Annotated in this window: 22 protein-coding genes; all 22 read left to right on the top strand. The window is 42.1% G+C overall.

What is annotated here, in order from left to right; all coding sequences use genetic code 11:
- The first annotated feature begins 25 nt into the window (after nt 1-25).
- The 22 genes from acpP to sucC all read left to right on the top strand — a co-directional run bounded on the left by acpP (nt 26) and on the right by sucC (nt 21,522).
- On the top strand, nt 26-259 hold the full coding sequence (gene acpP / locus ABC357_RS11495) for an acyl carrier protein (RefSeq protein ID WP_412887636.1): 234 nt from the start codon (nt 26-28) through the stop codon (nt 257-259).
- A gap of 321 nt (nt 260-580) precedes the next feature.
- Nucleotides 581-1,309, top strand: a complete 729-nt coding sequence (rnc, locus tag ABC357_RS11490; protein ID WP_412887635.1) for a ribonuclease III — start codon at nt 581-583, stop codon at nt 1,307-1,309.
- 40 nt (nt 1,310-1,349) lie between these two features.
- Nucleotides 1,350-4,913 carry a chromosome segregation protein SMC gene (smc, locus tag ABC357_RS11485; protein WP_412887634.1) on the top strand — a complete coding sequence of 1,188 codons (3,564 nt, stop codon included), beginning with the start codon at nt 1,350-1,352 and terminating at the stop codon, nt 4,911-4,913.
- Between the two features lie 11 nt (nt 4,914-4,924).
- Complete coding sequence (ftsY, locus tag ABC357_RS11480; RefSeq protein WP_412887633.1) at nt 4,925-5,911, top strand: signal recognition particle-docking protein FtsY; 987 nt, start codon at nt 4,925-4,927, stop codon at nt 5,909-5,911.
- A gap of 272 nt (nt 5,912-6,183) precedes the next feature.
- Nucleotides 6,184-6,510 (top strand): putative DNA-binding protein, encoded by a 327-nt coding sequence (locus ABC357_RS11475; protein ID WP_412888644.1) that lies wholly within the window; start codon nt 6,184-6,186, stop codon nt 6,508-6,510.
- A 12-nt stretch (nt 6,511-6,522) separates the two neighbouring features.
- Nucleotides 6,523-7,863 (top strand): signal recognition particle protein, encoded by a 1,341-nt coding sequence (gene ffh, locus ABC357_RS11470; protein WP_412887632.1) that lies wholly within the window; start codon nt 6,523-6,525, stop codon nt 7,861-7,863.
- Between the two features lie 99 nt (nt 7,864-7,962).
- Nucleotides 7,963-8,235 (top strand): 30S ribosomal protein S16, encoded by a 273-nt coding sequence (gene rpsP, locus ABC357_RS11465; protein WP_050614750.1) that lies wholly within the window; start codon nt 7,963-7,965, stop codon nt 8,233-8,235.
- A gap of 13 nt (nt 8,236-8,248) precedes the next feature.
- Entirely contained in the window at nt 8,249-8,479 is a 231-nt protein-coding gene (locus tag ABC357_RS11460; protein ID WP_412888643.1) for a KH domain-containing protein, read from the top strand.
- 155 nt (nt 8,480-8,634) lie between these two features.
- Nucleotides 8,635-9,021, top strand: coding sequence for a YlqD family protein (locus ABC357_RS11455; protein ID WP_412887631.1), 387 nt, complete (start codon nt 8,635-8,637; stop codon nt 9,019-9,021).
- Nucleotides 9,022-9,032: 11 nt separating this feature from the next.
- On the top strand, nt 9,033-9,551 hold the full coding sequence (gene rimM / locus ABC357_RS11450) for a ribosome maturation factor RimM (protein WP_412887630.1): 519 nt from the start codon (nt 9,033-9,035) through the stop codon (nt 9,549-9,551).
- Nucleotides 9,548-10,285, top strand: coding sequence for a tRNA (guanosine(37)-N1)-methyltransferase TrmD (trmD, locus tag ABC357_RS11445; RefSeq protein ID WP_412887629.1), 738 nt, complete (start codon nt 9,548-9,550; stop codon nt 10,283-10,285). The genes rimM and trmD overlap by 4 nt, the downstream gene beginning before the upstream one ends.
- Nucleotides 10,286-10,418: 133 nt before the next feature.
- Nucleotides 10,419-10,763: a 50S ribosomal protein L19 gene (rplS, locus tag ABC357_RS11440; RefSeq protein WP_019242330.1), complete on the top strand. Its 345-nt coding sequence runs from the start codon at nt 10,419-10,421 to the stop codon at nt 10,761-10,763.
- 259 nt (nt 10,764-11,022) lie between these two features.
- Nucleotides 11,023-11,574, top strand: a complete 552-nt coding sequence (gene lepB / locus ABC357_RS11435) for a signal peptidase I (RefSeq protein WP_412887628.1) — start codon at nt 11,023-11,025, stop codon at nt 11,572-11,574.
- A 15-nt stretch (nt 11,575-11,589) separates the two neighbouring features.
- Nucleotides 11,590-12,453: a ribosome biogenesis GTPase YlqF gene (ylqF, locus tag ABC357_RS11430; RefSeq protein ID WP_412887627.1), complete on the top strand. Its 864-nt coding sequence runs from the start codon at nt 11,590-11,592 to the stop codon at nt 12,451-12,453.
- 72 nt (nt 12,454-12,525) lie between these two features.
- The gene (locus ABC357_RS11425) at nt 12,526-13,320 is read left to right on the top strand and encodes a ribonuclease HII (protein ID WP_412887626.1); all 795 of its coding nucleotides are present in this window, start codon (nt 12,526-12,528) and stop codon (nt 13,318-13,320) included.
- Between the two features lie 42 nt (nt 13,321-13,362).
- A complete protein-coding gene (locus tag ABC357_RS11420; protein WP_412887625.1) occupies nt 13,363-15,369 on the top strand; it encodes a hypothetical protein in 2,007 nt (668 codons plus the stop codon).
- Nucleotides 15,366-15,656: an EscU/YscU/HrcU family type III secretion system export apparatus switch protein gene (locus tag ABC357_RS11415; protein ID WP_412887624.1), complete on the top strand. Its 291-nt coding sequence runs from the start codon at nt 15,366-15,368 to the stop codon at nt 15,654-15,656. Before ABC357_RS11420 ends, ABC357_RS11415 begins: the two co-directional genes overlap by 4 nt.
- An 18-nt stretch (nt 15,657-15,674) precedes the next feature.
- Nucleotides 15,675-16,529 (top strand): MurR/RpiR family transcriptional regulator, encoded by an 855-nt coding sequence (locus tag ABC357_RS11410; RefSeq protein ID WP_412887623.1) that lies wholly within the window; start codon nt 15,675-15,677, stop codon nt 16,527-16,529.
- Nucleotides 16,530-16,689: 160 nt separating this feature from the next.
- Entirely contained in the window at nt 16,690-17,574 is an 885-nt protein-coding gene (murQ, locus tag ABC357_RS11405; protein ID WP_412887622.1) for an N-acetylmuramic acid 6-phosphate etherase, read from the top strand.
- Between the two features lie 37 nt (nt 17,575-17,611).
- Complete coding sequence (locus tag ABC357_RS11400; protein WP_412887621.1) at nt 17,612-18,976, top strand: PTS transporter subunit EIIC; 1,365 nt, start codon at nt 17,612-17,614, stop codon at nt 18,974-18,976.
- Between the two features lie 78 nt (nt 18,977-19,054).
- A complete protein-coding gene (locus ABC357_RS11395; RefSeq protein ID WP_412887620.1) occupies nt 19,055-20,116 on the top strand; it encodes a DUF871 domain-containing protein in 1,062 nt (353 codons plus the stop codon).
- Between the two features lie 245 nt (nt 20,117-20,361).
- The gene (gene sucC / locus ABC357_RS11390) at nt 20,362-21,522 is read left to right on the top strand and encodes an ADP-forming succinate--CoA ligase subunit beta (protein WP_412887619.1); all 1,161 of its coding nucleotides are present in this window, start codon (nt 20,362-20,364) and stop codon (nt 21,520-21,522) included.
- The last annotated feature ends 2 nt before the right edge of the window (nt 21,523-21,524 follow it).

Below are 21,524 nucleotides of genomic sequence, written 5' to 3'. Positions count from 1 at the left end.
AATGACTTGAAGGGAGGTGATTTGAGTGGCAGATGTGTTTGAGCGTATCACAAAAATCGTCGTTGACCGTTTGGAGGTCGAGGAGTCAGAAGTGAAACTAGAAGCTTCTTTCAAAGAAGATCTTGGTGCTGATTCTCTTGATGTAGTTGAGCTTGTAATGGAGCTTGAAGATGAATTCGGTATGGAAATCTCCGACGAAGACGCAGAAAAAATCGCAACGGTTGGAGACGCCGTTAATTACATAAAGAGTAATATGTAATTCTAATATCAGATTATTGATGAAGCCTGCTCAAGGCTGGATGAATGGCGGCGTTTCCCTGTCAAATTGACGGAATGCGCCCCCTTTCATTGCCAGAGCGGGCTTTTTTCTGTTTTTTGTTACTTTAGCTTTCTTATCGTCAACCTCTCATGTAAAATTAGAAGGGATGGACGATTGGATTGTCTATACTATATTTGCTTTATTGGCCTAAAGGGCTGATAAAGAACCATACTAAATGGATGTAACAAAGATAGCAACGGCATGATCCGGCTAGACATCGGACAGTGGACTGTTGTTATATTTGTGGTTTCGGAGGATGTTATGCGAAAGAGTGGAAAAGAGAAAAAATCAGTAGGTCATTATAATAAATTTCAACAGTTGCAAGAAGAAATAGGCTTTCACTTCACGAGTGAGCGAATTTTAAAACAAGCTTTCACCCATTCATCTTATGTGAATGAGCATCGTCGCAAGCCTTATGAAGATAACGAACGGCTTGAATTTTTAGGGGATGCAGTATTGGAACTGACAGTATCCCAGTACTTGTATAAGAAATATCCGCTAATGAGCGAAGGGGAGCTGACTAAGCTGCGTGCTGCAATTGTATGCGAACCCTCATTGGTGACTTTTGCGCATGCCCTTTCTTTCGGTCAATATGTCCTTCTTGGAAAAGGAGAAGAGTTGACGGGCGGAAGAGAGCGTCCGGCTTTGTTGGCGGATGTATTCGAAGCCTTTGTCGGAGCTTTATACTTGGACCAAGGAATGGAAGTGGCTTCGGAATTTCTTAAGCAAACTGTATTCCCTAAAATAGATGAAGGTGCTTTTTCTCATGTGATGGATTATAAAAGCCAATTGCAAGAGTTAGTGCAGCGGGATGCCGTAGGAATGATTGAATACAAGATCCATATGGAAAAAGGCCCTGCACACAATAAAGAATTTGTTTCTAACGTATCGCTGAACGGTGATATTTTGGGGACAGGCGTAGGCCGATCCAAAAAAGAAGCTGAGCAAAAAGCTGCGCAGGAAGCACTTTATACATTAAAAAAATCATAAAAAGAAATTAACATAAAGAAGTTGAAAGGGGAAATAATACTTGTTCCTCAAACGATTAGACGTTATAGGATTTAAATCATTCGCAGAGAGGATATCCATCGACTTTGTGAAGGGTGTGACAGCAGTAGTCGGCCCGAACGGAAGCGGAAAAAGCAATGTCACAGATGCCATACGCTGGGTGCTGGGCGAGCAATCCGCGAAGTCGCTCCGCGGCTCCAAAATGGAAGACATCATCTTTGCAGGCAGCGATTCCAGAAAATCACTGAACTTTGCTGAAGTAACGCTTACCCTCGCAAACGAAGACCATTTTCTTCCGATAGATTTTCATGAAGTCAGTGTAACGAGAAGAGTATTCCGTTCTGGAGACAGCGAGTTTTTTATCAATAAACAAAATTGCCGACTAAAAGACATTATTGATTTATTCATGGATTCAGGGCTTGGAAGGGAAGCTTTCTCGATCATATCCCAAGGGAAAGTTGAAGAAATCCTTAGCAGTAAAGCCGAGGAACGGCGGGTCATCTTTGAAGAGGCTGCCGGAGTCCTTAAATATAAAACACGCAAGAAAAAAGCGGAAGTGAAATTGAATGAAACCCAGGATAATCTGAACCGTGTCCAGGACATCCTGTATGAATTAGAGGGACAGGTAGAGCCTCTAAAAATACAGGCGTCCATGGCAAAGGATTATCTGGAGAAGAAAGAAGAGCTCCGTGAATATGAAGTAGCCCTCACTGTTTATGAAATAGAGACACTCCACCAAAACTGGAAAACTCTTTCAGAGCAGCATCAAACCCATCAGCATAAAGAAAGTGAATTGAACACTGAACTGCTGAAAAAAGAAAGCGGCATCGTTAAACTCCGCGATACGATTACAGCATTGGATGAATCAATCAACGATCTTCAAGAAGTGCTGCTTCATACGACTGAAGAGCTTGAAAAGCTGGAAGGGAAGAAGAATGTCCTGATTGAGCGCAAAAAAAATGCCACTCAAAGCAGGCAGCAGCTTCATGACACAATTGAAGAAGCGAAAGGGCATCTAGCCAGTTTGGCGATAGAAAAGGAGACCCATCAGAAGCTGCTTGAAGCTTCTATGCAGGAGGTCACGGATTTAAAGAAACGCCTTTCTGAAAAAGAAGCCACCCTTCTTCAGTTCAATGGAGGTCTTGAAGAAGAGATCGAAGCGTTGAAAAGTGACTATATCGAGTTGCTGAATCAACAGGCGGCGGCCAAAAATGAGAAAAGAATGATTGAACAGCAGCTACAGCAAACGCATGCCCGCAATAGCCGCCTTGATAAAGAGAATGAGGGATTTGTCGCTAAGAGGGCTGCAATCAGTGAGAGACGGGCAGAACTGACCGGACTGCTTGATTCATTGAAGAAAAAAATGGATGCTCAAGCCGAGCTTTTTTTCAAAGGCAAAAATCAATTGGAAAAATGGCAGTCCAAGTATGAATCACAGGAAAAGACTTTATATAAAGCCTATCAATATGTCCAGCAATGCCAATCCAGAATCGATATTCTCCAAGGAATGGAGGATGAATACGCCGGGTTTTTCCAAGGTGTAAAAGAAGTGCTGAAGTCTAAACAACTAGACGGCATTGAAGGGGCAGTAGCCGAATTGATAACGGTCCCTAAACAATACAATACAGCCATTGAAACCGCTTTGGGGTCGGCTACCCAGCATATTGTCGTTGCGGCCGAGGAACATGCCCGCCGCGCAATCCAGTTCCTGAAAAATAATGCATTTGGCAGGGCGACATTCCTGCCGCTGTCGGTTATGAAGGAAAGGCATATTGCCCAAAATCAATTGCAAGTCATTTCTGGGCATCCCTCTTATGTCGGAGTGGCTTCCCAACTACTTGACCATCATCCGAAGTATGCATCAGTCATCTCTAATTTATTGGGAACAGTTATTATTACTAACGACTTAAAAGGCGCCAATGAACTGGCCAAAATGCTTCAATACCGATACCGGCTTGTTACTTTGGATGGAGATGTGGTCAACCCTGGTGGAAGTATGACCGGGGGAGGCTCTAAAGGAAAGAACTATTCATTGCTTTCAAGAAAAGCCGAATTGGACGATCTCCATTCAAAACTTCCGCAGATGGAAGAAAAAACGCACGCCCTTGAAAAAGAGGTGAAACAGTTAAAGGAATCCATCTCTGAAGCAACAAAGCAGCAAGAACACCTTCGAGGTGTCCAGGAAGATCTGCGTATGCAGGAACAAAGCATAAAAAGCGATTTACGGGAAGTAGAGTTCGAAGAACGAAATATGAATGACAGACTTTCACTGTATGATATCGAGAAGGATGATCTTGACAGAGATACACTATCCAAGAAAACCAGACTAAATGAATTGGAGTCATTCCTTCAGAAGTGTGACGAGCAGTCAATCCGGCAAAAAGAGGCCATTGACCAGCTTACAGACAAAAAGCAAACTCAGCAAAGTTCTAAGGAAGAGCTTACAAATGAAATGCATGAATTAAAGGTTTCATTCGCATCAAAGAATGAAATATTGCGGAGCATACAAGAAAAACATAACCGCGTCCAAAAGGATTTAGCACAATGGACAAAAAAACAGAAAGAAGCACAGGAAGATCTGGAACTTTTATCTGATAATATGAAATCCAATTCCTCAGGAGAAGAGAAACTTGAAGAGGATGCTAAGCAAAAGTTAATAGATAAAGAAGAAACTGTCCGTCTTATTTCTGCACGCAGGGATGAAAGGCAAAAACTCACTCTGGTGCTCGATGATGAAGAGCTTCAGTTGCAGGAGTTAAAGCGGATGCATAAAGGATTTGCGGAAGCGATGAAGGATGAAGAAGTGAAAATCAATCGATTGGACGTGGAGCTTGACAATCGCCTTCATCATCTTCAAGAGGAATATATGCTGACGTTCGAAGCTGCTAAAGAAACGTATCTATTGACTTCGCCGCCAGAGGAGACAAAGAAAAAAGTAAAACTGATCCGTATGGCGATCGATGAACTCGGCACAATTAATATTGGTGCGATCGATGAATATGAACGGGTTTACGAACGGTACCATTTCTTAACCGAGCAGAGAGAAGATTTGATGGAAGCAAAAAATACATTGTTCCAGGTAATAGATGAAATGGATGTGGAGATGAAGCGGAGATTCCAGGAAACATTTGAAGGGATCAGGGCAGAGTTCGGCCATGTTTTCCAACAGTTATTCGGGGGCGGAAAAGCTGAATTGAAATTGACTGACCCTGATGACTTGCTGAATACAGGTGTTGAGATCATTGCACAGCCGCCAGGGAAAAAACTGCAGAATTTAGGATTGCTCTCAGGCGGAGAGCGGGCATTGACAGCCATTGCCCTTCTGTTCTCCATCCTACTTGTTCGCCCTGTGCCTTTCTGTATATTGGACGAAGTGGAAGCTGCGTTGGATGAAGCAAATGTACACCGCTTCAGCCAGTTCCTGAGAAAATTCAGCGAACAAACGCAATTTATCGTGATTACCCATCGAAAAGGGACGATGGAATCTGCAGATGTCCTATATGGAATCACAATGCAGGAATCCGGAGTCTCCAAATTGGTTTCCGTCCGGATGGATGATCCGGAATTAGAAGAACAAATGAAATAGGAAGTGAAACGATGAGTTTTTTTAAGAAGTTGAAAGATAAGTTTACGTCAGCGACTGACCAAACAAGTGAAAAATTTAAAGATGGTTTATCTAAAACGAGAAATTCATTTGCAGAAAAGGTGAACGGTCTTGTTGCCCGCTACCGAAAAGTAGATGAAGACTTTTTCGAAGAACTGGAAGAAATTCTTATTACTGCAGATGTCGGTTTCAATACTGTGATGGAATTGATCGAGCAATTGAAAAAGGAAGTTAAATTGAGAAATATACAGGATCCGCAGGAAGTTCAGTCTGTTATTTCGGAAAAGCTGGTTGACATCTACCGGAATAATGAAGAAAGCGATCCTTCTATCCATTTGGATCATGAATTGACGGTTATCCTTTTCGTTGGCGTTAATGGAGTTGGAAAAACGACAACAATCGGAAAGTTGGCCCATAAATATAAAACAGCAGGCAAAAATGTCATGCTTGCTGCAGGAGACACATTCCGTGCCGGGGCGATTGACCAGCTGGAAGTATGGGGTGAACGAACAGGCGTTACGGTCGTAAAGCAAGCTGAAGGCTCAGATCCAGCCGCTGTCATGTTTGACGCCGTCCAAGCGGCAAAGTCCCGCAATGTCGATGTGTTGCTTTGCGATACTGCCGGCCGCCTTCAAAATAAAGTCAATTTGATGAAAGAGCTTGAAAAAGTGAAAAAAGTCATCGAACGTGAAGTGCCGGGCGCTCCACATGAGGTTATTCTTGTGCTGGATGCCACTACTGGGCAAAATGCATTGGTGCAGGCGAAAATGTTTAAGGAAGCAACCAATGTGACTGGTATTGTATTGACAAAACTTGATGGAACTGCAAAAGGTGGAATCGTTTTGGCGATCAAAAACGAATTGGGCATTCCAGTGAAATTTGTCGGCCTTGGTGAAAAAATGGACGACTTGCAGGAATTTGATGCTGAAAAATATGTGTACGGCCTCTTTGCGGATTTAGTGGAAAAAGCCGAAGAATAATAAAATGAAGCTGTTCTCTCCGGTTGGTGTAGAACAGCTTTTTATGCAGTTGGGACCGTATCTGCCTGCGCTCGAGGCCTTCAGTCAATCCACTGTCAAAGGCAAAGGACAGCCTTTGATAGTGCCTTGCCTAAAGCTTTCCGGGGTAAGCAGGCGCATTCCGCTTTTCTTCTTGTAAAGAAATTGCCTTGACAAGTTGTTTGTAATTTTGTACACTGTAAGACGTAAAGGATTTTTACTTAACATAAGGAGGGCGACGTATGCAGCAGCACATGCTTGAAAAGACGACGAGAATGAATTATCTCTATGATTTTTATCAATCGTTGTTGACGGAAAAGCAGCAAAGCTACATGGCGCTTTATTATCTTGATGATTTCTCCTTAGGTGAAATTGCCGAAGAATATAATGTCAGTAGGCAAGCAGTCTATGATAACATTAAAAGAACGGAAGCGATGCTTGAGGATTATGAAGCAAAGCTTTTATTATTTGAGAAATTTCAAAAGCGAAGTACTCTTAATCAACAGTTAAAAGAAGCAGTTGCTTCGTCTGATCATACGAAATCGCTTGATTTGATTACCGAACTTGAGAAATTGGATTAGGAGGCGGCATGTATGGCATTTGAAGGATTAGCCGACCGACTGCAGAGCACGATGCAAAAAATCAAAGGCAAAGGAAAGGTTAATGAATCAGACGTCAAAGAGATGATGCGTGAAGTGAAGCTCGCTCTTTTGGAGGCTGACGTTAACTTTAAGGTTGTCAGAGATTTTATCAAGCGCGTCAGTGAACGCGCAGTTGGGCAAGAAGTTCTCAAAAGCTTGACACCGGGCCAACAGGTCATTAAGGTCGTTAAGGAAGAGCTGACACTCTTGATGGGTGGGGAACAAAGCAAGATTGCCGTATCCAAGCGCCCTCCGACAGTTATTCTGATGGTTGGTCTGCAAGGTGCCGGTAAAACGACCACTACAGGTAAGCTTGCTAATCTGCTTCGAAAAAAATATAACCGTTCACCGTTACTTGTAGCGGCGGACATATATCGTCCTGCTGCCATTAAACAGCTGGAAACACTGGGCAAGCAATTGGATATGCCAGTATTTTCATTGGGCGACCAAGTGAGCCCTGTAGAAATTGCGAAGCAGGCCATCGAGCAAGCCAAAGAGCAGCATAATGATTATGTTCTGATTGATACGGCCGGACGCCTTCACATTGATGAAGACTTGATGAAGGAACTTCAGGATGTGAAGGAAGTCGCTCAACCGGATGAAATATTCCTGGTTGTCGACAGTATGACCGGCCAGAGCGCCGTTGATGTATCGCAAAGCTTCAATGATCAACTGGGCCTTACAGGCGTTGTTTTGACAAAGCTTGATGGAGATACACGCGGAGGTGCTGCATTATCAATCCGTTCTGTAACGAACACGCCGATTAAGTTCATCGGTATGGGCGAGAAGTTGGACGCACTGGAAGTGTTCCATCCTGAACGAATGGCTTCCCGCATTTTAGGCATGGGCGATATGCTTTCCCTTATTGAGAAAGCGCAGGCCAATGTCGATGAGGAGAAAGCTAAAGAACTTGAAAAGAAAATTCGCAACCAATCCTTTACTTTTGACGATTTCCTGGAGCAGCTTGGCCAAGTCCGAAACATGGGTCCTCTTGATGACCTGTTGAAAATGCTGCCTGGGGCGAACAAAATGAAGGGGCTCAACAATGTATCCATTGATGAGAAGCAAATTGGGCATGTGGAAGCGATCATTCGCTCAATGACCGCGAAGGAGAAAGAAAATCCGGAGCTGATCAATGCGAGCCGCCGTAAACGGATTGCCAAAGGAAGCGGGCGGACGATACAAGAAGTGAATCGTTTGCTGAAGCAATTCGATGAGATGAAAAAAATGATGAAACAGATGACCAATATGCAAAAAGGCAAGAAAAAAGGGTTCAAACTCCCTTTTATGTAAGGTTTTTATCACTGTTAAGAAAAAAACCTTTACAAACTAATAATACTTTTGATAATATATTATCTTGTGTGAAACTATTCGGAAGAGGTGCTTTTTAAAATGGCAGTTAAAATTCGTTTAAAACGTATGGGAGCAAAAAAATCTCCTTTTTATCGTATCGTAGTAGCAGATTCTCGTTCTCCACGTGACGGTCGCTACATTGAAGTGGTTGGAACATACAATCCTGTAACTCAACCAGCTGAAGTTAAAATCAATGAAGAACTTACTTTAAAATGGCTTTCAAATGGTGCAAAACCATCTGATACAGTTCGTAACTTGCTTTCTAAAGAAGGCATTATGGAAAAATTCCACAATGCAAAATTAGGCAAATAAGTTATCGTTTATGATGAATGATCTCATCAAAACAATTGTAGCGTCACTTGTCGATCATCCGGAAGATATCTCAGTAAGAGAGCAGGAAGACGAGCATTCGATTACGTATACTTTATCTGTCCACAAGGAAGATATGGGGAAAGTGATCGGAAAACAAGGGCGTGTTGCGAAAGCGATTCGTACTGTTATTTATGCAGCGGGTTCTGCGCAGCAAAAGAAAATCTATCTAGAGATTTCCGAATAGGAGGGCTAATCCCCTCCTTTTTTGGTATGATAAAATAATAAGAATACAAATAGATAATGGGTACTGATGCTGTCTAAACAATTCGGTGCCTGGTTGGAAAAGAATTTTTCATACATACGTTTCGAAAAAATGGAATAGGGTCAGGAGGGGCAAACATGAGGATTCTGCAAACGATCACTGTCAACCAAGTTTTAACTGAAAACAGCAAGAATCAACTCCTCAATAAATATGATAATCAACGTGCGCAATTGCAAAAAGAAATCGATCAATTGAAATTCGAAATGAAAAAGTTCGAAAAAACGAAAAAAGTGCAGCCGATGAGTTTGAAAATCCATTTTGAAAAAGAAATCTCCAATCGTAATGAAAAAATCAAATTGCTCGAATATAAGGTGGAGCAGCTTGATATTCTTCCCATCGGCAGCGAATTGAAGGAGCGGGAAGTAGAAGCGCTTGTGGACGTGGAAATAGGCAGTGATTGGGAAGAGTTGACCAAAGCTCGAACCATTATCGTCACAGATGGAAAAGTGACAGAAATCCGGTAGAGGTGTGAAAAGTGGAAAAATGGTTTAATGTAGGCAAAATAGTAAATACACATGGTTTAAAAGGTGAAGTGAGAGTTATTTCACAAACAGATTTTGCTGATGAAAGATATAAAGTCGGCAACGCTTTATTTCTGTTCAAAGAGGGTCAGCCAAAACCCCTGAAATTAATTGTAGCTTCCCATAGAAAACATAAGAATTTTGATCTGCTATCCTTCGAGGGGTACTATAATATGGATCATGTTGTCCAGTTCAAAGAGAGCCTTCTTAAAGTCCCTGAATCTTTCCTTTCCGAATTGGGGAAGGATGAATATTATTTCCACGAAATTATCGGCTGTAAGGTTGTAACAGTCGAAGGGGAAGAAATCGGGACTATATATGAAATACTAACCCCAGGTGCGAATGATGTATGGGTAATCAAAGGAAAAAAGGGCAAGGATGTATTGATTCCTTACATTGAAGAGATCGTTAAAAAGATTGATATTGAAGGCAAGCTCATTACCATTGAGCCCATGGAAGGATTATTATCATGAAAATCGATGTCTTATCGTTGTTTCCGGAAATGTTTACTGGTGTTTTCGGTTCCTCCATTCTGAAAAAAGCAGAAGAAAAAGGATCAGCCTCTTATAATGTCATCAACTTCAGGGACTTCTCGGATAATAAGCATCATACGGTGGACGATTATCCTTATGGAGGCGGGGCAGGCATGGTTTTGAAAGCTCAGCCTATATTTGATGCAGTCGCCCATGCCAGAGAAAAGAGCGAGGCCGCGAAGCCGAGAGTTATCTTGCTATGCCCACAGGGAGAGCGATATGACCAGAAAAAAGCGGAAGAGCTCGCAAAAGAAGAGCATTTGATTTTTATTTGCGGCCATTATGAAGGGTATGATGAACGGATCCGGGAGCATGTAGTGACAGATGAAATTTCTTTGGGCGATTATGTGCTGACTGGCGGAGAGCTTGGAGCTATGGTGATTATCGACAGTGTTGTGCGTTTGCTTCCAGGCGTCCTGGGCAATGAAGATTCTCCGGTTCTTGATTCGTATTCTTCCGGTTTACTGGAGCATCCGCATTATACGCGTCCGTATGATTTCAGAGGCATGAAAGTGCCGGAAGCGCTCATGTCAGGGAATCACAAGTTGATAGACGAATGGCGCATGAAAGAAAGCCTGCGCAGAACGTGGAACCGGCGCCCTGACCTATTAGACAGCCATACATTAAATGAACAAGAGAAAAAATGGCTGGAAGATATTAAAAATAATAAGTGAGTATTGCATAACAAATGCATGTATGGTATTATAAATCTCGTGGCTTGGAAAGTAATATTCCTTGTCACTGATAACGATGTTCCGCTGTGGGCAATTGGACTTGCAAGAGCATCCGTAGGAGGAGTTGAAAAAGATGCAACAATTAATTCACGAAATTACTAAAGAACAATTACGCACAGATCTTCCATCTTTCCGCCCTGGTGACACAGTACGTGTACACGTTAAGGTTGTAGAGGGAACTCGTGAGCGTATCCAGATCTTTGAAGGTGTTGTAATTAAGCGTCGCGGTGGCGGAATTAGCGAAACTTTCACAGTTCGTAAGATTTCTTACGGTGTTGGCGTTGAGCGTACATTCCCTGTACACACACCAAAAATCGCTAACCTTGAAGTAGTTCGTCGCGGTAAAGTACGTCGTGCGAAACTTTACTACCTACGCAGCCTTCGCGGTAAAGCAGCTCGTATTAAAGAGATCCGCTAATTTTCCAAAACTGGCAGCCTAGCTGACATAAATGGAAATACAATGAATGCATGAAAAAAGAGCTTGATATTTCAAGCTCTTTTTTTACTAAGTCATAATGGCTTGCCGGCTAGCGCAAAGCCCAATTATAATGCAATACATAGATTTTTTCGGCAGGCTGTGTTTGATTGACGGGCGATATCAGCCTCCTTATACTTGATGATAGCTGTACACATTTGTGTTCACAGTTTAAAATATCTGCACTGGCTGGTGAAAAGTAATGGCAAAAAAGAAGAATGAAACATGGGAATGGACAAAAGCGCTGTTGATTGCCATAGCATTGGCTGCCATCATTCGTTTTTTCCTTCTGGCCCCAATTGTAGTGGATGGATATTCGATGATGCCAACCTTACATGATAAAGACAGAATGATCGTCAATAAAATATCGTATAAAATCGGGGAACCAGACCGTTTCGATATCATCGTATTCCATGCTCCTGAAAAGAAAGATTATATTAAGCGCGTAATTGGCTTACCGGGCGATACGATTGAATATAAGGACGATGTATTGTATGTCAATGGGAAAGCGTATAAAGAACCATATTTGGATGAGTATAAAAAACAGGTGATTGGCGGACCTTTGACTGAAAATTTTACGCTTCTTGAAAATAGAGGCGTGCAAAAGGTGCCGGAAGGCCATTTATTTGTAATGGGAGATAACAGAAGAAATTCAAAAGACTCAAGACAGATCGGCTTTGTTTCTATGGATGATGTAGTCGGGAAGACTAGCGTTGTTTACTGGCCGATCAAGGATATGAGAATCGTTAAATAAGAAAGGTGGATACCAGTGACTATTCAATGGTTTCCAGGCCATATGGCCAAGGCTAGAAGAGAAGTTACAGAGAAGTTAAAACTAGTGGATATTATGTATGAATTAGTGGATGCAAGATTGCCGCTATCTTCACGAAATCCAATGATTGATGAGATCATTCAGCATAAACCCCGTTTGGTCCTATTGAACAAAGCCGATATGGCTGATCCGCATAAGACGTCCCAATGGCTTGATTATTTTAAAAGCAGGGGCATCACCGCACTTGCTATTAATTCGCAGGAAGGCAGCGGCTTATCGCAAATAACGACTGTATCAAAGACGATACTGAAAGAAAAGCTTGACCGCCTGAAAGCAAAAGGGGTTAAGCCGAGAGCAATCCGCGCAATGATTGTCGGAATACCAAATGTCGGCAAATCTACTTTTATCAATAGGCTTGCCAAAAAGAACATCGCTAAAACAGGGAACATGCCTGGTGTCACTAAGGCACAGCAATGGATCAAAGTGGGCAAGGAGTTGGAGCTGTTAGATACTCCAGGTATTCTTTGGCCAAAATTTGAAGACCAGGAAATTGGAAAACGCCTTGCTGTGACCGGGGCTATTAAAGATACACTCTTAAATCAGCAGGAATTAGCCATTTATGTATTGCGCTTCCTGCAGGAGAACTATCCTGGCACGCTTGAAGAGCGTTTTCAGCTGACTGAAATTCCGGAGGACATTGTCGAGTTATTCGATGCAATCGGAAAGAATCGCGGCGTCCTTGCAGGCGGCGGTATAATTGACTATGATAAAACGGCAGAATTGATTATCCGTGAGCTGAGATCAGTTAGATTAGGAAGAATTACACTGGAAATGCCCCCGCCAGAACAAGAAGAAGAATAAGCTCCCTTACCCGGGAGCTTTATTTTTTTGCGGGTGTGCCGATATAAAAAATAATAGGAAGTGAACAGGCTTATGAATAAACCTCAGAGTATCCAAGAGATTCAAGCTCTATTAAGGGAAATCGACCATTCTGATGACCCTTTTATTGAACTATGCAAAAAGGATGAACGGAAGGGCGTCCAGAAGGCATTGGAACAATGGAGGAAAAAACAACAGAAAAAACAACTTCTTCAATCAAAATGGACCGAAATGAACCGGTATGAAAGAGATGGCCGTACAAAAGGCTTTCAGGCCATTGCAGGAATAGATGAAGTGGGAAGGGGTCCATTGGCCGGGCCGGTTGTGGCTGCTGCTGTCGTATTGCCGGAGGATTTTGTCCTTTTAGGCTTGGATGATTCAAAAAAAATTACGGAAAAAAACAGAGAGCTTTATTATGGACATATCATCGATTCTGGTGCGGATATCGGAATCGGCATTATCGAAAGCGGTGTGATTGATGAAATCAACATATATGAAGCCTCCAAAAAAGCAATGCTTGAAGCAATAAATGGGCTGAAACATACACCAGATTACTTATTGATTGATGCTATGAAATTACCCGTTGGATTGCCTCAGGAATCCATCATTAAAGGGGATGCGAAAAGTGTTTCCATTTCAGCAGCATCAATTATTGCCAAAGTAACAAGAGACCATCTAATGTGCGAATATGATACGACTTATCCAGAATATGGATTTCGGAATAATATGGGATATGGAACGAAGGAGCACCTTTCGGCTTTGGACCAATTTGGCATTACGCCAATCCACAGGAAGAGCTTTGCTCCAGTAAAAGATATAGTGGGAGCTTTGCGCAGGCAGGAAAGATAAGTGTCTGAGGCGGGTTCATTCATATGAGTAGGATGTGATAGGATGCAAACAATGAATATTGGCCAAAGCCTGCCGCCACAGACAGGCCCAGAGCAAACGCCGGCTTTAAGGGACGGACAGATGGTTTATGCAAAAATTAATAAAATCTATAGCAATCAGACAGCTGAAATTTCTATAGGCGCAAATAAATATACGGCGATGCTGGATGCCCCGATCGCCGTCGGTGAAAGATATTGGTTCCAGGTTCAGCAAACTGGTGACACCACGGCGTTAAAAGTGTTGCCAGGGAATGGCGGCAGCCAGAGCATCAAGGACATGGCCATTCAATTATTGCAGCATCTATCAATCCATTCGTCGAAGGAGAGTATGTTGCTTGCCCAGTTTTTTGTAAAAAACCAGATGCCTGTCACGAAGGAAGAGTTTTCGCAAGCATTACAGTTCCTCTCGATGCCGGAAAAATCGAATCAGGTACTGAATGTACTAAAGACGATGCATTCGCTGAATCTGCCTATGAATGAATCAATCTTTAAAGCGTTGTTTTCTTTAGAGGAAAAGATGCCGATGCATACATCCATCCAAACACTTATGCACGCACTGGAGATGCCAGAGAATGAGGCAGAGCAGAACCTCAAAGGTGTCTTATCATATATGATGGAATCCCCGGCAGATAAAGTGGCGGAAAGAGGACTGAAAAAGCTGTATTCGACATGGCTTGCATCAAAGGGAGAATTAAAGGACCACCTTTTCAGGATTCTGCAAAACATTGGTATGTTCCCTAAAAACAGCCGGCAAGAGGACGTTATCATGGATGCCCTGATTGATATGGCAAAGAGCGGGAGAATTGTAAAAAATCCCTCCATCCAAGAAGCGGCCCTATTATTGGGACAGTTGAACAAGAATGAAGGAATCCAGGAGAAACAAATCGAACTGGTTTCCCAACTTAGGAATAAAATCAATGAACGAATAGTACATACACCCCAATCGAGTGATGAATATAAGCTATGGAAGAGTCTGAAACAGCTTTGGGAACAAACGAACATGAACAGTCATACGGGACATACGGTTGTACGCTCTAGTGGAGAGCAGACACGCCAATCAACATCCTCCCGAATAACAGCCGCCGGGAATCAACCTATGCAGGCAAGTATGAACATTGTACCAAGCGCAAAGCAATTACTTCTTTATATTCAATCAACGGTAAATGAAATATCGAGTTCAAAAGAGAACCTGCAGATTTTATCCAAAAGCGCTGGAGCGGAAAATGGATATCGGCTTCCAAAGCAACAGATCATCAACCTGTTATCCAAATCAGAAGTTTCCCCAATGGAAGACGTTTATAACCATTGGGACCGCCAATTAATCACAAAAGTTTTGTATGCAGAGAGACAACAGCTTCAGCAGCCATCATCCGCGCTGATAGGCAATGAAATCAAACAGGCGATCCGTTTGCTCGGTTTAGGCTTTGAGCATTACTTAGCGCACACTGAGAAAGGGTCCGCCATAAAAGAACAAGAGTTAATGACTCTAAAGCCTCTTCTTATGAAAGTATTGGCTGAAACCCAGAATCCTGCCGTCAAGGAGCATGCTGAACAATTACTGAATAAAATAACAGGGCAACAAATCTTATCAAATCAAACAGGACCGCTTCAACATTTCTTTATGCAGATTCCATTCTCTTTCGGGCATTTCCGGAGCGATGTCTCCATGCAATGGAGCGGCAGGGAATCATCGAACGGAGAAATTGATCCCTCTTTTTGCAGGGTACTTTTCTATTTGGACCTAGAGCATTTAAACGAAACGGTCATAGATATGGTTGTGCAAAATAGAGTCATGAAAATCGAGATCAAAAATGAACATGCGAATGTTTTAAAGAAAATATCGAGCCCATATATGAAAATATGCAAAGAAAAATTAGAGGAAATAGGCTATAAAGTATCTGGAGTTTCTTTTGAAGAGCCAGCCAATGATTTTTCTATACAAGACCAGGTGGATCTCGGCAAATTGTTAGAAGGGCAACCATCCTATAATGGAGTGGATATTAGAATATGACAGATAAACGAAAAGAAGCCATTGCATTAAAGTATGATTCCGATCAGGATGCGTCGCCTAAACTGATTGCAAAAGGGAAAGGGAAAATAGCAGACAGTATTCTGGAGCGCGCTAAAGAAAACCATATTCCTATCCAGGAGGACCCGACGCTTGCTGAGCTGCTTGGAAAGCTGAATATCAATGAATCAATCCCCCCGGAATTGTATGAAGCGGTTGCGGAAGTGTTTGCTTTTATCTATAAGCTGGACAAGGAAGCTGGCAAAAAGAAGTCCCATCCATTAGAATAGGTGGGGGAGGCGCATAAGATGAATGAACTATTATTGGTTTCAAAAATTAAAAATAAACGTTCTTCCCTGACAGATGCAGAAAAGAAGGTCGCAGATTATGTGATCGACCATGCTGAATATGTGCCGACAATGACAACAAAGGAACTGGCACAGCAAGCGGATGCCAGTGAAGCCAGTGTGGTCAGATTTTGCAAAAGCATAGGTATCCGCAGCTTTAAATTATTGAAAGTGCAGTTAGCGAAAGACCAGACAAAAAATGAAGGCAATATCAATGATTTTTCATTGATCCACAGCAATGATACAACGAGCAGCCTTTTTCATAAGGTCACTTATTTCAACAAATCTGCTATAGAGCAAACATTGCATACGTTGGACCGCAAGGAATTGGAAAAAGCCGTCTCAACCATTATGGAAGCGGGAACCATTGCTTTTTATGGTGTCGGGGGATCCTATCCTCCCGCCGTCGATGCACAGTATAAATTAATGAAGCTTGGATTCCATTCACTTGCTTCAGCAGATTATCATTATACAGTTGCACTTGTAACCATGATGAAGGAAAAAGACGTCCTTGTCTTGATCAGTACATCCGGAAAAACAAAAGAAGTAGTTGAACTGGCGAACTATGCAAAAAGCCGGAATGTCATTGTTATTAGCATCACAACTTTACAAAAATCACCGCTGATGAAACTAAGCGACATTACGCTGTGTACACCACATGTTGAAGAAGAACATAGAATTGGCACCATAGCGTCCAGAATGACTCAATTGAATATAATCGATACCTTGTATTTGGGCATCTTTCGGTTGATGGATCAAGAAATCGTCGATTTGTTGACGCAATCAAGAGAAAAGATTATAGAGCAACGTAAATAAAGAGGCATAAGAAAGCATATTTTATAGTAGATATGCTTTTTTATATTCTTTTAATGAAATTAAATTTCATAATATGTGTAGTTTTTATTGATTTAAAAATTCAGAAGAATTATAATGGAAACGTATTCAAAAAGGCAACTAAGGGAAAAGAAGGGATTACATGTTAGAAAAACTATCAACTGAAAACAGAAATACAAAAACGATGAATCTGGATGAAATGTCTACGATTGATATTCTAAGCATTATGAATGAAGAAGATGCGAGTGTTCCCGTAGCCATTAAACAACAATTAAAGAATATTGAAGCTCTTATTGAGCTTACAATAGAATCCTTCAACAAAGGAGGTCGGCTAATTTATATCGGGGCAGGAACAAGCGGACGTTTGGGTGTTTTGGATGCAGCAGAATGCCCACCGACCTTCGGTACAGATCCATCGATGGTTGTTGGGCTTATCGCTGGCGGCGAAAAAGCGTTTCTGGCAGCGATAGAAGGAGCGGAAGATTCGAAAGAACTTGCTGAAGCCGAGTTGAAGGAGTTGAACCTTCATTCAAATGACATGGTGATCGGCATTGCTGCAAGCGGGAGGACTCCATATGTCATTGGGGGATTAGAATATGCTAAGCTAGTAGGCGCTTCCACTGGAAGTATAGCATGCAACACCGGTGCCGCCATCAGCCAATATAGCCAAGTGGCGGTTGAGATTAATACAGGCTCAGAGATTCTGACAGGATCTACAAGGTTGAAGGCGGGGACAGCCCAAAAATTAGTATTGAATATGATTTCAACAGCATCAATGATCGGCATCGGGAAAGTGTATAAAAATTTGATGGTCGATGTACAGCCTACAAATGAAAAGTTGGTTGAAAGGTCGATCCGTATTATTATGGATGCAAGCGAAGCAGATTACGAAACAGCCAAACATTTTTATGGGCAGGCAGATAAAGATGTAAAATCGGCTATAGTCATGATACTTACAAATTGCTCGCTTCAAGAAGCGAAAAAGAAACTGGCACTTTCAAAGGGGTTTGTACGCACAGCGATTTAAAGTAGCAAATGCAGTTCATACGTAAGGGGGAAGCATGGTGAAGAAAGAACAAAAATTAGCAGGAGAAATCGTCGGATTGGTCGGTGGAAATAATAATATAAGCCAAATCAATCATTGTATGACACGGTTGCGCTTGGGGATCCGGAACCATAAGGAGGTAGACATCCAAGCCATCAAAAAACTGGATGGCGTCATGGGTGTAATTGATGATGAAACGCTGCAAATTGTAGTAGGGCCTGGTTTTGTCACAAAAGTAGCCAATGAAATGAGTACACTAACAGGAATGAAAGTTGGAGAAGTGGCAGAAGATGGATCATCGCTGGGCCAAAATAAAAAAGCAGAAATAAAAGCGAAAAATAATACTCCATTCAAAAATCTCCTCCGTAAAATCGGAAATATATTCATTCCGTTAATTCCTGCGCTTGTTGCGTCAGGTATTATTAACGGGATAGCCAACTTTGCTGTTAACGGAGGCGCGGATAAAGACGGTACGATAATGCAAATCCTTTTGTTCATCGGAGGAGGGATTTTCACTTATCTAGGAATTTTGGTCGGTTGGAATACAGCCAAAGAATTTGGCGGTACACCAGCACTTGGAGCAATTGCAGGAATCTTCGTGTTCAACCCGGCGCTTGCCAACCTTCACTTATTTGGAGAAGCGCTTGTCGTTGGCCGTGGCGGCCTGTTTGCGGTCATTATGGCTGCCTGGCTGATGGCATTCACTGAGAAAAATGTACGCAAAATCATCCCGAATGCTGTAGATATTATTTTTACACCTTTAATTTCGGTCTTATTGGTCGGCTTCATCACATTAATTGTAATCCAGCCAGTTGGAGGATGGTTATCAGACGGCATTATTTGGGTAATTAATTGGATTTTGGATGTAGGCGGCGCATTTGCCGGGGCTATTTTGGCCGGGACATTCCTTCCTCTGGTTATGGTCGGATTGCATCAGGGCCTTACGCCAATCCATATGGAGTTCATTTCTTCTACAGGCGTAACACCTATTTTGCCTATACTTGCAATGGCTGGAGCAGGGCAAGTGGGCGCTGCGATTGCTGTTTTTGTAAAAACGAAGAACAAGAAAGTACGCAATATTATAAAAGGTGCGTTGCCGGTCGGTTTTTTGGGAATAGGTGAACCTTTGCTTTACGGTGTTACTTTACCTTTAGGCAGACCATTCCTAACAGCATGCCTTGGAGCAGCTTTTGGCGGGGCTTTTCAGGCATTGATGCATACAGCTGCAACAGGAATAGGGGTTTCAGGGCTATCATTGATCCCGCTTATTGCTGAAAGCAAATATTTCTACTATTTTATTGGATTAGTAATCTCTTATGTTGCCGGCTTTATTTTTACGTATTTGTTCGGTTTCAAGGAAGAAATGGTAGAAAATATGGATTAAGCAACAAGGAGGGATTCCCTCCTTGTTTTTCTCTTTGTAGGAACGTTATTAAATTGATAGAAAAAGGAGCGAATGGCAATGCGCGGCATGTCGATTTACATCGGGCAGCAAACAGCTGAGGTACAATTAGCTTATTTGAAACGAATGAAAAAGGCTGGCTTTACAACCATCTTTACGTCTTTGCATATACCGGAAGACGATGGGAAAGGATATGCCGACCTGTTAAAAGAGCTGGGAAATCAGGCAAGGGAACTCGGTATGGAGCTTTTTGCCGATATATCGCCTGTTTCTTTTCCCTTGCTTGGCCTTAGCCTGGAGAATGCAGAAGAGCTTATCTCGTGGGGGGTGGCTGGAATAAGGCTGGATTACGGGATTGAACCCTTACAAATCGTAGAGTTATCCCAAAAAATGAAAATTGCTTTGAACGCCAGTACCTTAAACGAGGATTTTCTTGAAGCGCTGCTGAAGATGGGGCTTCAATCTAATCATACAGAAGTATGGCACAATTTTTATCCGCGGCCTGAAACGGGGCTGGAGCGCCTTTCCTTCATCGAAAAGAATAAAAGGCTACAAGAATACGGACTCACTGTAATGGCATTTATTCCGGGCGATGGGGAGCTGAGGGGACCTATATACGAATCGTTGCCGACACTGGAGGAACATCGGCGTATTTCGCCATTTTTTGCTTATCTGGATATAAAAGAATGCTATGTTGATAAAGTAATAATAGGCGATAAATCGATTTCGCCTTTTTGTCTGGAGCAATTTGAATGGTGGAAGGAAGGGAAAGTCGGATTAAGGTGCAATCTCTATACTAATGATCCTGTTCAATATGACATCATCAACATCTACCACCGAAGCAGAATGGATCCGTCAAGGGATGTCATCCGTTCGGAGACGTCGAGATTATATGCTCTTCCAGGACAAAAAGTCTCTAAAGAAAATACTGTTGTAAGACAGAGGGGGTGCATCACGATTGATAATGAAAAATATGGAAGGTACAGCGGGGAACTTCAAATTTTAAAGAAGGACCTGCCAGCTGATGAAAAAGTAAACGTAGCCGGAAAAATAATAGCGGAAGATATGCCCTTAATCGATTTGATCGCTCCGGGAAGCACTTTTCATTTTATTCCTATTTAAGTTTGCACAATGAAGATATAGAGGAAGAAGGCGTTATACAACAGAGGGAGGGGATGTGAATTTCCAAAGTTGGATTTTTATAGTGGGATTATATTTTCTCGTTTTTGGAGGGTAATTGCTAGACAAGTTTTTTGACATTTTATACAATGAAAGCGCAATCGAGTTTATTTTGGAACGTATTGTTTTAAATAATCAGTTTGTATTGCGCGTTTAAATAATTGTGAACGTCGATAGGAGGATGGGACATGAATATCCACGAGTATCAAGGTAAAGAAGTCCTCAGAAAATACGGAGTCGCTGTGCCTAATGGCAAGGTAGCATTTTCTGTGGAAGAAGCTGTTGAAGCTGCAAAAGAGCTCGGAACACAAGTATGTGTCGTAAAAGCTCAAATCCACGCAGGTGGACGCGGTAAAGCAGGCGGGGTAAAAGTAGCAAAAAATCTTGATGAAGTGCGTACATATGCAGACGAGATCCTTGGGAAAACTCTCGTAACTCATCAAACAGGCCCAGAAGGCAAAGAAGTAAAACGCTTGCTTATCGAAGAAGGCTGCGATATCAAGAAAGAATATTATGTAGGTTTAGTATTGGACCGCCAAACATCCAGAGTCGTTTTGATGGCTTCTGAAGAAGGCGGCACTGAGATTGAAGAAGTGGCTGAAAAAACGCCAGAAAAAATCTTTAAAGAAGTTATCGATCCTGTCGTTGGATTGACAAGCTTCCAGGCAAGACGCATTGCCTTCAATATTAACATTCCGAATGAATTGGTCGGCCAAGCTGCAAAATTCATGATCAATCTATATACAGCTTTTGTAGAAAAGGATTGCTCAATCGCTGAAATCAATCCATTGGTTGTTACTGGAGACGGCAAAGTAATGGCATTGGATGCTAAATTGAACTTTGATGATAATGCAACATACCGCAACAAGGACATCGTGGAATACCGAGACCTTGAAGAAGAAGACCCTAAAGAAATTGAAGCTTCCAAATATGATTTAAGCTATATCTCATTGGACGGAAATATTGGCTGCATGGTTAATGGAGCCGGTCTTGCTATGTCAACGATGGATATCATCAAGCATTACGGCGGGGACCCTGCCAACTTCCTTGATGTCGGCGGCAGCGCGACAGCTGAAAAAGTAACGGAAGCATTCAAGATCATCCTATCCGATGAACATGTAAAAGGCATTTTTGTTAACATTTTTGGCGGAATCATGAAATGTGACATCATTGCTGAAGGTGTAGTAGAAGCTGCTAAACAATTAGGATTGACAGTGCCATTGGTTGTCCGTTTGGAAGGAACAAACGTCAAAGAAGGCAAAGAAATCCTTAAAAATTCTGGCATCAATATCACTGCAGCCGAATCAATGGCTGATGGCGCACAAAAAATCGTATCATTAGTAGGTTAATA

Origin of the sequence: Bacillus kalamii, from assembly GCF_047238185.1 — a bacterium.
Classification (GTDB): domain Bacteria; phylum Bacillota; class Bacilli; order Bacillales; family DSM-1321; genus Bacillus_AD.
This window is presented reverse-complemented; position numbering and strand designations above follow the sequence as displayed.

Excerpts from the sequence above, each read along its gene's own strand:
- sucC (WP_412887619.1), top strand. The coding sequence starts at position 20,362 with ATGAATATCCACGAGTATCAAGGTAAAGAAGTCCTCAGAAAATACGGA.
- ABC357_RS11460 (WP_412888643.1), top strand. The coding sequence starts at position 8,249 with ATGAATGATCTCATCAAAACAATTGTAGCGTCACTTGTCGATCATCCG.
- ABC357_RS11410 (WP_412887623.1), top strand. The coding sequence starts at position 15,675 with ATGAATGAACTATTATTGGTTTCAAAAATTAAAAATAAACGTTCTTCC.
- murQ (WP_412887622.1), top strand. The coding sequence starts at position 16,690 with ATGTTAGAAAAACTATCAACTGAAAACAGAAATACAAAAACGATGAAT.
- ABC357_RS11425 (WP_412887626.1), top strand. The coding sequence starts at position 12,526 with ATGAATAAACCTCAGAGTATCCAAGAGATTCAAGCTCTATTAAGGGAA.
- ffh (WP_412887632.1), top strand. The coding sequence starts at position 6,523 with ATGGCATTTGAAGGATTAGCCGACCGACTGCAGAGCACGATGCAAAAA.
- trmD (WP_412887629.1), top strand. The coding sequence starts at position 9,548 with ATGAAAATCGATGTCTTATCGTTGTTTCCGGAAATGTTTACTGGTGTT.
- ABC357_RS11475 (WP_412888644.1), top strand. The coding sequence starts at position 6,184 with ATGCTTGAAAAGACGACGAGAATGAATTATCTCTATGATTTTTATCAA.
- ftsY (WP_412887633.1), top strand. The coding sequence starts at position 4,925 with ATGAGTTTTTTTAAGAAGTTGAAAGATAAGTTTACGTCAGCGACTGAC.
- ABC357_RS11395 (WP_412887620.1), top strand. The coding sequence starts at position 19,055 with ATGCGCGGCATGTCGATTTACATCGGGCAGCAAACAGCTGAGGTACAA.
- ABC357_RS11455 (WP_412887631.1), top strand. The coding sequence starts at position 8,635 with ATGAGGATTCTGCAAACGATCACTGTCAACCAAGTTTTAACTGAAAAC.
- rpsP (WP_050614750.1), top strand. The coding sequence starts at position 7,963 with ATGGCAGTTAAAATTCGTTTAAAACGTATGGGAGCAAAAAAATCTCCT.
- ABC357_RS11415 (WP_412887624.1), top strand. The coding sequence starts at position 15,366 with ATGACAGATAAACGAAAAGAAGCCATTGCATTAAAGTATGATTCCGAT.
- rnc (WP_412887635.1), top strand. The coding sequence starts at position 581 with ATGCGAAAGAGTGGAAAAGAGAAAAAATCAGTAGGTCATTATAATAAA.
- ABC357_RS11420 (WP_412887625.1), top strand. The coding sequence starts at position 13,363 with ATGCAAACAATGAATATTGGCCAAAGCCTGCCGCCACAGACAGGCCCA.
- lepB (WP_412887628.1), top strand. The coding sequence starts at position 11,023 with ATGGCAAAAAAGAAGAATGAAACATGGGAATGGACAAAAGCGCTGTTG.
- rplS (WP_019242330.1), top strand. The coding sequence starts at position 10,419 with ATGCAACAATTAATTCACGAAATTACTAAAGAACAATTACGCACAGAT.